The sequence below is a fragment of the Arthrobacter sp. 05L45_2 genome, from assembly GCF_056397525.1.
Genome location: NZ_JBFTNO010000081.1, coordinates 1 through 11921 on the forward strand (window position 1 = coordinate 1; position 11921 = coordinate 11921).

Consider the following 11921-nt stretch of genomic DNA (forward strand, 5'->3'; position numbering starts at 1 on the left):
CCCCAAGGCAACGCCGACGCCTGCGGCACCGGCCGCCGCGCCCGCCTCCAGTGCCGCTTCGCTTGCCGAGGCCGCCCGCTGGGGCCGCGTCGAGGGCGACGGTCACGTCTACCTGACCATTGATGGCGAGGAACACTCTGTCGGCCAGTATCCGGGCGTCAGTGACGAGGAAGCGCTGGGCTACTTCGCCCGGAAGTACGATGACGTCGTCGCCCAGATCGTCCTGCTCGAACAGCGCGTAGCCTCCAAGGCTCCCGCCACGGACATGCAGAAGACCGTCACGCACCTGCGCGAAATCCTGGCAGAGAAGAACATGGTGGGTGACCTCCGCGCCGCTGAAGGACGCCTCGATACGCTCTCCGGACAGATCACCGAGCTCGAGAAGACCGAGAAGGCCGAGCACGACGCCGTCCGCGCCGCTGAACTCGCCGCCCGTGAGGCCATCGTCGCCGAAGCCGAGACCATCGCCGGTCACGACCCGGCCCAGGTCCAGTGGAAGACCTCCAGCGCCCGGATGAACGAACTCTTCGAGAGCTGGAAGACCGCCCAGAAGAGTGGTGTCCGGCTGGGCCGCAGCAACGAGGATGCGCTCTGGAAGCGGTTCCGCGCCGCCCGCACCGTGTTCGACCGGCACCGCCGGGCGTACTTCTCCCAGCTCGACAGCAACAACTCGGCGGCCAAGGCCGCGAAGGAAAAGCTGATCACGGAGGCCGAGGCGCTCTCGTCCTCCACCGACTGGGGCTTTGTGGCCGGCGAGTACCGCCGCCTCATGGACCAGTGGAAGGCCTCCCCCCGCGCCAGCCGCAAGGACGACGACGCCCTGTGGGCGCGTTTCCGTGCCGCGCAGGACGTCTTCTTCACGAACCGCCAGGCCGCCAACGAGGAAATCGACCAGGAATACGGTGCGAACCTCGTGGTCAAGGAGGCCCTGCTGGTGGAGGCCAACGAACTCCTGCCGATCAAGGACCTCGCAGCGGCCAAGAAGGCCCTGCAGTCCATCCGGGACCGCTGGGAGGAAGCCGGCAAGGTTCCCCGTGCGGACATGGGCCGGATCGAAGCCGGGCTGCGGAAGGTCGAGGACGCCGTCCGCCACGCGGAGGACGAGAACTGGAAGCGGTCCAACCCGGAAACGAAGGCCCGCACCAACAGCGCCCTCTCGCAGCTTGAGTCGGCCATCGCCGGCCTCAAGGAAGACCTTGCCAAGGCCGAGAAGGCCGGGGACGAGCGGAAGATCAAGGCCGCCCGCGAAGCGCTGGAGGCACGGCAGGCCTGGCTGGAGCAGCTGGAGCGCTCAGCGAGCGAACTGTCCTAGGCAGCACCACGTAGCATCGGCCGGCCCCAAGCGGCCCGACAGGCCCCGCCGCGGTTATCCACATGACCGCGGCGGGGCCTGTTCCATGTCCGTGACTGGACGGCACGATGGCTGAATGACGCAGACGCCCGGCCGCACCGCCACAGGCTTCACGCCCGCCGCCCCCGGCACCGGCCCGCCTGGTGCGGGCGCTCCGGGCGCGCCTACGGTGCTCTACTCCCCCGGTACCCTCTTCTCCTGGTCCGAGCTGCAGGCGATGGCGTCCGACGGCGTGCTGACGCGGCTCTCCCAGCGCGGCTACCTGCCGCCCGGGGCCGCGCCGAGTCCCCAGTTGCGTGCGCGGGCGGCGGCCTGCGCCGTTCCCGGGCCTGTCCGGCAACGGGTAGTGGCGGGGCGGATGACGGCGGCTTGGATCTACGGCTGCAGCCCGGAACCGGACCGACTGGCCTTGCTGGTCGATGCCAACCGGCGGGTTTCCAGCCTGCGGGCCCTGCGCGGGTGCACTTTCCACGAGGTGCGGCTCGGCCCGTTCGACGTCGTCAGCCTCGGCGGCCTGATGGTCACCAGCCCGCTGCGGACCGCGGTGGACATCGCCATGCATGTGGAGGCCGAACGCGCACTGCCGGCCCTGGCAGCATTGGTCTCAGCGCCGGGCCTGGGGGTCCGGCTTCGGCTGCTGATCCGCGCGGTGGAGTCCACGCCGCGGGTGCCCCACAAGAAGTCGGCGCTGGCCACGCTGGCGCAATTGCAGGCCGATCAGGGCGGCCGCACGGCCCGCGGTCCATAACGTCACAGCCTGTCCGGGTGCCGCCTATCCGGGCACGAGACCCTCGTTACCGGACCCCTGTACCGCGGTCAGCTGCGGCGGCGGTTACCCGTGGTGCGGTAGACGTCGAAGACCCCGTCGATGCGACGGACGGCGCTGAGGACGTGGCTGAGGTACTTCGGGTCCCCCATCTCGAAGGCGAACTTGGAGATCGCCACCCGGTCGGTGGAGGTGTGAACGCTGGCGGCGAGGATGTTGACGTGGTTCYCCGAGAGGATGCGCGTGACGTCGGACAGCAGCGATTTGCGGTCCAGCGCCTCAACCTGGATCTCCACCAGGAAGACACTGGACTGGGTCGGTGCCCACTCCACCTCGACGATCCGGTCCGGCTGGTCCATCAGGCCGGAGACGTTGGTGCAGTCCGTCCGGTGCACGGACACGCCGGAGCCTCGTGTGACGAAGCCCAGGATGGGGTCCGGTGGCACCGGGGTGCAGCACCGTGCCAGCTTCACCCAGACGTCGTCGACCCCGCGGACCACCACACCGGAGTCCGAGTAGCGGGCCTTGGTGACCTGGGTGGGGATGGAGACCTCGGTGAGGTCATCCTCGGGTGTGTCGTTGCCGCCGAGGCTTTCAACGAGCCGCTCCATCACGGATTGCGCCGAGGTGTGGCCGTCGCCGACTCCCGCGTACAGCCCGGAGATGTCGGTGTACTTGAAGTCCTCCGCGATGGCGGCCAGGGCGTCGTGGGTCATCAGGCGCTGCAGGGGCAGGTTCTGCTTGCGCATCGCCTTGGTGAGCAGGTCCTTGCCGCGGTCGATCGCCTCTTCGCGGCGTTCCTTGCTGAACCACTGCCGGATCTTGTTCCGGGCGCGGGCGCTCTTGACGAAATGCTGCCAGTCCTGGCTCGGCCCGGCGCCTTCGGCCTTGGAGGTGAAGATCTCCACCCAGTCGCCGTGGTTCAGTTCGCTGTTGAGCGGGACCAGCTTGCCGTTGACCCGCGCGCCGATGGTGCGGTGGCCCACCTCGGTGTGGACGGCGTAGGCGAAGTCGACCGGGGTCGAACCTGCGGGGAGGGCCATGACCTCGCCCTTGGGGGTGAAAACGAACACCTCGCGGGCGTTGATCTCGAACCGCAGGGAATCGAGGAACTCACCCGGGTCGGACGTTTCCTGCTGCCAGTCAACCAGGGACCGGAGCCAGCCCATGTCGCCGTCGCGGGGGCTCCCGGGTCCGGCAGCGGTGCGGTTGGGCTGGTCTTTGTATTTCCAGTGCGCCGCGACGCCGTACTCGGCGCGGCGGTGCATCTCGTGGGTGCGGATCTGGATCTCGACCGGTTTGCCGCCCGGGCCGATCACCGTGGTGTGCAGTGACTGGTACATGTTGAACTTGGGCATCGCGATGTAGTCCTTGAACCGGCCCGGAAGCGGGTTCCAGCGCGAATGCATGGCGCCGAGCGCCGCATAACAGTCCCGCACGGAGTCGACCAGGACGCGGACGCCCATGAGGTCGTTGATGTCGTCGAAGTCCTTGTCCCGGACGATCATCTTTTGGTAAATCGAGTAATAGTGCTTGGGCCGGCCGGTGATCGTGGCCTTGATCTTGGCGGTGCGCAGGTCCTCGGTGATCTGGTTGCGGATGACGGCGAGGCTCTTCTCGCGCTCCGGGGTGCGGTCCCCCACCATCCGGACGATTTCCTCGTAGACCTTGGGATACAGGGCCGCGAAGGAGAGGTCCTCCAGTTCCCACTTGATCGTGTTCATGCCCAGCCGGTGGGCCAGCGGGGCGAAGATCTCCAGGGTTTCGCGCGCCTTGCGGGCGGACGACTCGGCCGACACGAAACGCCAGGTCCGGGCGTTGTGCAGGCGGTCCGCGAGCTTGATCATGAGCACGCGGATGTCCTTGGCCATGGCCACGACCATCTTGCGGACGGTCTCGGACTGGGCGGCTTCGCCGAAGCTGACCTTGTCGAGCTTGGTAACGCCGTCCACCAGCATGGCAACCTCGGGGCCGAACTCGCCCTTCAGGTCCTCCAGTGTGTAGGAGGTGTCCTCCACGGTGTCGTGCAGCAGGGCGGCAGCCAGGGTGGTCCCGCTTAGTCCCAGCTCGGCGAGGATGGTGGCGACGGCTACCGGGTGGGTGATGTAGGGATCGCCGCTCTTGCGCTTCTGCCCGCGGTGGCAGCGTTCCGCCACAACGAAAGCGCGCTGGATGAGCTCGAAGTCGTCCTTGGGGTTGTTCGCCCTGACGGTGCGCAGCAGCGGCTCCAGGATGGGCGAGTAAGACGGCGTGCCGCGGCCGGTCAGGCGCGCCAGCCGGGAGCGGGTGCGCTCACGCCGGCCGGGGAACGTGGGCCGGGTTCCCGAGTTGTCGACCGGGACGGCCGTATCCGGGCGTCCGGCAGCAACCACGCCAGTCTGGCTACCCTGGCCGGCACCCTGATCCGCTGGCGCTACTGGCGCCGGCGTCGCACGTTCTTCCAATGAAGCACCTCTCACAACCCGTTAATTATTCAAGTCTATTCCCGCAGCGGGTTACGTCGATAACCGGGACGAACGGCCACGGGCCGGAGGGCGTCGCGGGGACGCTCTCCGGCCCGTGGGGCGGTGTTCGGCGGGTTGCCGGCTAGGCCGTGGCAGGCGCCGGTTTCGCGGCGTTCTCCGCACGGCGCTGCTGCACCCGCTTGGCCTGCTTGACCAGGTCCGGCTCGCCTTGGCGCAGCCAGGCGTAGAGCGGAGCGGCGACGAAGATGGTCGCCGCGGTGCCGATCAGGATACCGACGAACAGGGCCAGGGAGAGGTCCCGCAGTGTTCCCGCGCCCAAGAGTCCCGCACCGATGAAGAGGATGGCGCCGACCGGAAGGATGGCCACCATCATGGTGTTGATGGAACGGACCAGGGTCTGGTTGACGGCGAGGTTGACCTCCTCGGCGAACGTGCGCCGGGTGGAGGCCTGCAGGTCGGCGGTGTTTTCGCGGATCTTGTCGAAGACCACCACGGTGTCGTACAGCGAGTAGCTGAGCACGGTCAGGAACCCGATGATGGCCGAGGGGGTCACTTCGAAATCACTCAGAGAATAGATGCCGGCCGTGATGAACATGGTCACGGCCATACCCGCCAGGGCCGAGAGCGACATCTTCCAGGTCCGGAAATACAGGGCCATCAGGACGGCGGCGAGGCCAACGAAGACCGCGAGGCCCAACAGCGCCTGCTTGGTCACGTCGGCGCCCCAGGTGGGACCCACGAACGTGGAGGTCACCTCGTTGTCGGTCACGCCGTAGGCCTTGGTCAGGCCGTCCTTGACCTTGAGGACCTCGTCGTCGTTGAGCTTGTCCGTCTGGATCCGCATTGTGTTGCCGGCGACGTTGGCAACCCGCGGGAGGCTGCCGGCAACGACCTGCTGGACAGCCTTTTCGCCGAGCCCGGCGTCGCGGTCCTTGACGTTGGAGACCGTGAATTCCGAGCCGCCGCGGAACTCGATGCCGAGGTTGAAGCCGCCCTTGGCGACCGGCAGCAGGATGGACAGCGCGACGCCGACCAGGGCGATGAGGAACCAGATCTTCTTGGAACCGACGAAGTCGTACGAACGCTTGCCGGTGTAAAGCTCGTTACCGAATGTGGCGAAGCTTGCCATTTACTTGCCCTCCTTGGACGCACTCTTGGCGGACCCGGCGAGCTGGTCCTGCCTTTCGGCGAGGCGTCGTTCTGCAATTGTCATACGGCGTTCGGCTTCGGCCGTGGCACCGGTGTTCTTGGCGCGCGGAGTCGCCACCGGCTTGTCATCCGGTGTGCGGATCCGGCCGGCGCCGCGGTACAGTGGCACTGCGCCGAGGCGCTTCGGGTCGAGGCCGGAGAACTTGTGGCCTTCGCCAAAGAACTTGGTGCGGGCCAGGACCTGCAGCGTCGGGTGCGTGAACATAAAGACCACGATCAGGTCGGCAATGGCGGTCAGGCCCAGGGTGAAGGCGAAGCCTCGGACGTTGCCGACCGCCACGAAGTAGAGCACGAGGGCTGCGAGCAGGTTGACGGCCTTCGAGGCAAGCACAGTCCGCTTGGCCCGCTTCCAGCCGTTCTCGACGGCGGAAACCAGGCCCCGGCCTTCGCGCAGTTCGTCACGGATACGTTCGAAGTAGACGATGAACGAGTCCGCCGTCTGGCCGATGGCCACGATGATACCGGCCACGCCTGCCAGCGACAGGCGGTAGTTTTCGGTCCAGCCGAGGATGGCGATGGCGAGGTAGGTCAGGGCACCGGCGACCACCAGGGACGCAACGGTGACAAGGCCCAGGGCACGGTACTGGAACAGGGAGTAGACAACCACCAGCAGCAGGCCGATCAGGCCGGCCAGCATACCCATACGCAGCTGCTCCCCGCCGAGGGTGGCGGAAATCTGCTGGTCGCTCTGGATCTCGAAGCTGATCGGCAGGGCGCCGAAGCGCAACTGGTCCGACAGGGCCTTGGCCGACTGCTCCGTGAAGTTGCCCGTGATCTGCGGGCGGCCGTCGGTGATGACCGCCTGGGACCGCGGTGCTGAGATGACGCGGTCGTCCAGGACGATGGCGAACTGGGCCTTCGGGTCCGAACCCGTGGTGCCGCCGGCGGCGACGTAGAACTTGTTCAGGCGCTCGGTGATTGTCTTGAACTTCGCGGTGCCCTGCTCATCGAACTGGATGTCGACGGCCCACTCGTTAGTGACGGCACCCTGGGCGCCGCGCTGGAGCTGGAAGGACGAGGTCTTGATGTTGGATCCCTTAACCTCAACCGGACCCAGGATGTACTTCACCGCGGGCCTGCCATCGGCAGCCGGTTCGCAGGTGACCAGGGGCTTGGCAGGGTCGGAGCGCTCCTGCTTTTCCTGGGAGGGGTTGTCGCAGTCCAGCGCCTCGTACTTTTCGTAGACGTCGGCGGTTATCCAGTTCTCGTCGCTGCTGTTCGCGGGGGCCGCGGTAGGTTTGGGCAGCTTGTTCGCCGGGGTACGGGAGGCGACCGGAACGGCTGCTCCGGCCCCGGCCTGGATCACCGGACGGAAGTTCATATCGGCCGAGGCCTGGATCAAGGCACGGGTTTCCTTCGACGGGGTACCCGGAAGGCTGACCACCACGTTGCGGCCGGACTGGGTGCTGATCTCGGCTTCGGCGACGCCGGAACCGTCAACACGCTGGCGGATGATCGCGACGGCCTGGTTGAGCTGTTCTTCGTTGATGCCAGAACCGCCCTCCACCTTGGGCGCCAGGATCATCTGGGTGCCGCCTTCAAGGTCCAGGGCCAGCTTCGGAGCCCAGCTCGCCTGCCCGGCGATGTTGCCGCCGGCCAGGACGGCAGTCAAGACGGCGAGAATAACGCCAAGCCAGACCAGCACCCGGAGGGCTGAGTTTTTGGGGCCAGTTCGTGCCATTGTCGATCTTTCTATTGTTTACGGAGGAAACCGCCGGTGCGGGCTCTCAGGCCTGCACCGGCGGATGCCCGCGCACCGTAGCGCCGCGGGTTAGCTCAGGAGGCAGACTAGCTGTCTTTTTTGCCTTCGTCGTTGAGGCGGCGCAGGGTTTCATCCRGCGTTTCGTTGCGGAGCGGGTCGCCGGCGACGGCGGCGYCGTCGACGTTGTCAACCGGGCTCACGGTCTCGGCGGGCTCGTGGGTCAGCGAGGAAGCGTCGTCGGGAACGACCGTGGGCTCCTCGGCAGCAACTACCGGCTCGACGACCTTGGTCACGGCCTGGCGGTGCACGGTGGCGGTGTTGCCCGGGGAGAGCTCCAGGACAACCTTGTTCTCGGCGTCGTCGATCTGGACGATGCGGCCGAAGAGGCCAAAGCTGGTCATTACCTCAACACCGGGGCTGAACTTCGACTGGAGCTCCGCCTGCTGCTGCTGCGTCTTCTTGTTGCGGCGGAACATCATAAAGACGAACACGCCGAGCATGACGAACAGGAGAATTGTCATTGGATCCAAGGGGAAAGTTCCGTTCTGTACTTGCAAGCTGGTTTCACAGCAACGTCCGCCTCGTTCCGGAACCGCCCGGTAGGGACCCGGCAGTTGGCGGGGCAGAAAGACCATGCCCTGCCAGCAGCGGCTAGTGGTAGCCGCACACGGAAACGAAGGCCCGAACGTGCCGAGCGTCATACCAGTCTAAAGGGAAAAGGTCACGAGCGAGTGCTATTGACTATTACGGATCCATTCCGGGTCCGCGGCGGGCGCAGCGTACTCCCCGCTTCCGGCCGGCCCGCTGTCCGGCTCGCCGGCCTGGAACAGGTCCAGCGGGTCCTGCCCGAAGACACCGGCGGGGACAGCGAATCCAAGATGGGTCCATGCCGGCGCCAGCGCGATCCGGCCCCGTGGCGTCCGGCCCAGCAGGCCCTCGCGGACGAGGTAGGGCTCGGCGACGGTTTCCACGGTTTCGGTTTCTTCGCCAACGGCGATCGCCAGGGTGGACAGCCCCACCGGGCCACCGCCGAACTTGGTGATCAGCGCCTCAAGCACTGCCCGGTCCAGGCGGTCCAGGCCGCGCTTGTCGACCTCGTACATGTCCAGGGCTGCGGAGGCGGAACGGGCGTCAATCTGGTCGACACCGTGCACCAGCGCCCAGTCCCGGACGCGGCGCAGAAGGCGGTTGGCGATGCGGGGTGTGCCCCGGGACCGGCCGGCGATCTCGCTGAAACCTGCGGAGTTCACCTTCAGGTCCAGCAGGCCGGCCGAACGCCGGAGCACCAGTTCGAGTTCCTCGACGGAGTAGAACTCCAGGTGCCCGGTAAAGCCGAACCTGTCCCGCAGCGGCCCCGGGAGCAGGCCGGCGCGGGTGGTGGCGCCCACCAGGGTAAAGGGCGGCAGTTCCAGCGGAATGGCCGTGGCGCCGGCACCCTTCCCGACGACGATGTCGACGCGGAAGTCCTCCATGGCCATGTACAGCATTTCCTCGGCCGGGCGGGACATCCGGTGGATCTCGTCGAGGAACAGGACCTCCCCTTCAGACAGGGACGACAGGATCGCAGCGAGGTCGCCGGCGTGCTGAATCKCCGGGCCGCTGCTGATCCGCAGCGGGGCATTCATCTCTGCGGCGATGATCATGGACAGCGTTGTTTTACCCAGGCCGGGAGGCCCGGAGAGCAGCACGTGGTCGGCACTGCGGCCGCGCATCCGCGACGCTTCAAGCACCAGGGAGAGCTGCTTGCGGACCCGGTGCTGTCCGACGAAGTCGTGCAGGTTCTTGGGCCGGAGGGCCGCCTCGATGGCGCGCTCCTCGGGTTCCTCTCCCCCGCCGACGATGGATGGCTCAGCCACGCGCGCCTACCCGGTTCCCGGCACGGGCGCCATCCTGGCCGAGCCAGCGCAGGGTGGCGCGAAGGATCTCTGCGACGTTTCCCTGCTCGGCGAGTTCGGGCGAATCCGCCAGCGACTTGTCGATGCTGGCGGTGGCGTCCTTTTCGGACCAGCCCAGGCTGGTCATGGCCGCCACCACCTGGGGCTTCCACACACTTTCTGCGGAGACGGACGGCACAGCCGCGCCCGGCGTGCCGTGCGGCACCAGCTTGCCGGCGAGTTCCAGCACAATCCGGCCCGCGACCTTGGGGCCAATGCCGGGCACCTTGGTGAAGGCCTTGCCGTCCCCTGAATGCGCGGCGACGCGGATCGCCTCGGGTTCGTGGACGGCGAGGACGGCCAGGGCCAGCCGGGGACCGACGCCGCTCACACTGAGCAGGACATCAAAGACCTCACGTTCGTCGTCACTGCCAAAGCCGAAGAGGGTCAGCGAGTCTTCCCGGACGATCAGGGAGGTAAACAGCTTGCCTTCCTCGCCGACCCGGAGTTTGCTGAGGGTTTGCGGCGTGGCGTTGACGCTCATGCCGGCGCCGTTGAGGTCGATCACTGCCGAGGACAGGCCAACGTGCGCTACGGTTCCGCGGAGAAAACTGATCAAGGCCTGGCTCCTGGGTTTTCAGCCGGACTTCCGGCTGGTGCTGGTTCAGCCAGTGTTAACCGGCCGGACCCGCGATCCGAACATATCTACGAATACCCTACCAAGCAGTGCGTCGGGACGGCGGGACATTCACCGCGCCCGGCGCGCTTTGGCTTCCGCCGCTGCCCAGGCGCGCTGGGCGGGGGTCAGCGACTGGCTTCCGGGGCCCGTTGTGGCTACCGCCGCACCGCTGCCGGCCCGCCACGCGTGCGTGATGGCCAGGGCCAATGCGTCGGCGGCGTCGGCCGGCCGCGGCGGGGCGTCCAGCCGGAGGATCTTGGTGACGAGTTTGGTGACGGCGTCCTTGTTGGATGTGCCGCTGCCGGTCACTGCCGCTTTGACTTCCGACGGCGTGTGCAGCGCCACCGGGATGCCCCGGCGCGCCGCCGCGGCGATCACCACCCCGGACGCCTGCGCCACGCCCATCACGGTGCTGACATTGAGCTGGGAAAACACCCGTTCGACGGCGAGGACGTGCGGCTCGTGCTTATCCAGCCATTCGTCGATGGACGTGGCGATGACCAGAAGACGCTGGTCCAGGCTCTCGTCCGGGGACGTGCCGACGACGCCGAAGGCCACCATCGTGGCGCGGCGGTTTTTTTCCACGTCCACGACGCCGATGCCGCAGCGGGTCAGGCCCGGATCGACGCCGAGGACGCGGAGGGTCACTCGGCTTCCAGCGCTGCCTGTACTTCGTCGCTGAGGTCGGCGTTGCTGTAGACGTTCTGCACGTCGTCGAGCTCTTCCAGCGCGTCCACCAGCTTCATGAACTTCTTGGCGGCGTCCACGTCCAGCGGCACCTGCATCGAGGGCACGAACTCGGCCTCGTCGGTGTCGTACTCGATCCCGGCTTCCTTCAGCGCATCGCGGATGGCCTGGAGGTCGGTCGGTTCGGAGTGGATTTCAAAAGTCTCGCCGTTGTCCTTGACTTCCTCGGCCCCTGCCTCGAGGACGGCCATCAGGACGTCGTCTTCGGTCAGGCCGTTCTTCGGCAGCGACACAACACCCTTGCGGGAAAACAGGTAACTGACCGACCCGGGATCGGCGATGGTGCCGCCGTTGCGGGAGATGGCCAAGCGGACCTCGGAGGCCGCGCGGTTCTTATTGTCCGTGAGGCACTCGATGAGCAGGGCCGAGCCCTGGGGTCCGCGGCACTCGTACATGATTTCGGTGTAGTCGACTACCTCGCCGGTGAGCCCGGCGCCGCGCTTGATGGCGCGGTCGATGTTGTCAGCCGGAACCGAGGTTTTTTTGGCTTTGGTGACGGCGAGCTCGAGGCCGGGGTTGCCGGAGAGGTCCGGTCCGCCCATCCGCGCGGCAACTTCGATGTTCTTGATCAGCTTGGCGAACGACTTGGCCCTGCGGCTGTCAAGGATGGCCTTTTTGTGCTTGGTCGTCGCCCATTTGGAGTGGCCTGACATGCTTTACGCTTCTCCTCTGATCATTCGAATAAACAGTTCATGCACGCGCTTCTCCCCCGTCACTTCCGGGTGGAAGGAGGTGGCCAGCAGCTTGCCGGAACGCACTGCAACAATTCTAGCTGTCCCGTCGAGGGATTCCGGGTGGCCGGCCTTCGACGGTTCCACCTTCGCTAGAACTTCGACGGCGGGGCCGACGCGCTCCACCCAGGGGCCGCGGATGAAGACGGCGTGCACGGGGGCCACGCCGGATTCATCGGCACTGAACTCCAGCCCCGCAAATTCAAGGTCGGTTTCGAAGGACTCGCGCTGCCGGCCAAAGGCGTTGCGGCGGACAGTGATGTCAAGGCCGCCGAAGGTCTGCTGCGGGTTGCCGGCGAGGTCGGTCGCGGGGTCCGCGATCTCATCGGCCAGCAGGATCATGCCCGCGCAGGAGCCATAGACGGGAAGCCCGGACCGGATGCGGTCACGGAGGGGG

11 protein-coding genes are annotated in these 11921 nt (G+C 66.9%); 2 read left to right on the forward strand and 9 right to left on the reverse strand.

The genetic code is table 11. The annotated features are described in order from the left end of the window. Nucleotides 1-1312, forward strand: a 1312-nt coding sequence (locus AC1DHD_RS08375) for a DUF349 domain-containing protein (protein ID WP_476879262.1), incomplete at its 5' end; no start/stop codon positions are given. Nucleotides 1313-1427: 115 nt separating this feature from the next. Beyond that, nucleotides 1428-2099, forward strand: coding sequence for a hypothetical protein (locus AC1DHD_RS08380; RefSeq protein ID WP_476879263.1), 672 nt, complete (start codon nt 1428-1430; stop codon nt 2097-2099). Between the two features lie 68 nt (nt 2100-2167). On the opposite strand, the gene AC1DHD_RS08385 is transcribed toward AC1DHD_RS08380, so the two are convergent. The 9 genes from AC1DHD_RS08385 to pdxT form a co-directional block, all read right to left on the reverse strand. Continuing rightward, nucleotides 2168-4561 (reverse strand): RelA/SpoT family protein, encoded by a 2394-nt coding sequence (locus AC1DHD_RS08385; protein WP_476879264.1) that lies wholly within the window; start codon nt 4559-4561, stop codon nt 2168-2170. A 142-nt stretch (nt 4562-4703) separates the two neighbouring features. Continuing rightward, the gene (gene secF / locus AC1DHD_RS08390) at nt 4704-5711 is read right to left on the reverse strand and encodes a protein translocase subunit SecF (RefSeq protein WP_476879265.1); all 1008 of its coding nucleotides are present in this window, start codon (nt 5709-5711) and stop codon (nt 4704-4706) included. Further along, nucleotides 5712-7472: a protein translocase subunit SecD gene (gene secD / locus AC1DHD_RS08395; protein ID WP_476879266.1), complete on the reverse strand. Its 1761-nt coding sequence runs from the start codon at nt 7470-7472 to the stop codon at nt 5712-5714. A gap of 107 nt (nt 7473-7579) precedes the next feature. After that, on the reverse strand, nt 7580-8014 hold the full coding sequence (gene yajC / locus AC1DHD_RS08400; RefSeq protein WP_476879267.1) for a preprotein translocase subunit YajC: 435 nt from the start codon (nt 8012-8014) through the stop codon (nt 7580-7582). A gap of 213 nt (nt 8015-8227) precedes the next feature. After that, nucleotides 8228-9349 carry a Holliday junction branch migration DNA helicase RuvB gene (gene ruvB / locus AC1DHD_RS08405; RefSeq protein WP_476879268.1) on the reverse strand — a complete coding sequence of 374 codons (1122 nt, stop codon included), beginning with the start codon at nt 9347-9349 and terminating at the stop codon, nt 8228-8230. Then, on the reverse strand, nt 9342-9986 hold the full coding sequence (gene ruvA / locus AC1DHD_RS08410; protein WP_476879269.1) for a Holliday junction branch migration protein RuvA: 645 nt from the start codon (nt 9984-9986) through the stop codon (nt 9342-9344). Before ruvA ends, ruvB begins: the two co-directional genes overlap by 8 nt. A gap of 129 nt (nt 9987-10115) precedes the next feature. Then, nucleotides 10116-10694, reverse strand: a complete 579-nt coding sequence (ruvC, locus tag AC1DHD_RS08415) for a crossover junction endodeoxyribonuclease RuvC (RefSeq protein WP_476879270.1) — start codon at nt 10692-10694, stop codon at nt 10116-10118. Further along, entirely contained in the window at nt 10691-11446 is a 756-nt protein-coding gene (locus AC1DHD_RS08420) for a YebC/PmpR family DNA-binding transcriptional regulator (protein ID WP_476879271.1), read from the reverse strand. The genes ruvC and AC1DHD_RS08420 overlap by 4 nt, the downstream gene beginning before the upstream one ends. Before the next feature lie 3 nt (nt 11447-11449). Further along, nucleotides 11450-11921, reverse strand: a 472-nt coding sequence (gene pdxT, locus AC1DHD_RS08425) for a pyridoxal 5'-phosphate synthase glutaminase subunit PdxT (protein ID WP_476879272.1), incomplete at its 5' end; no start/stop codon positions are given.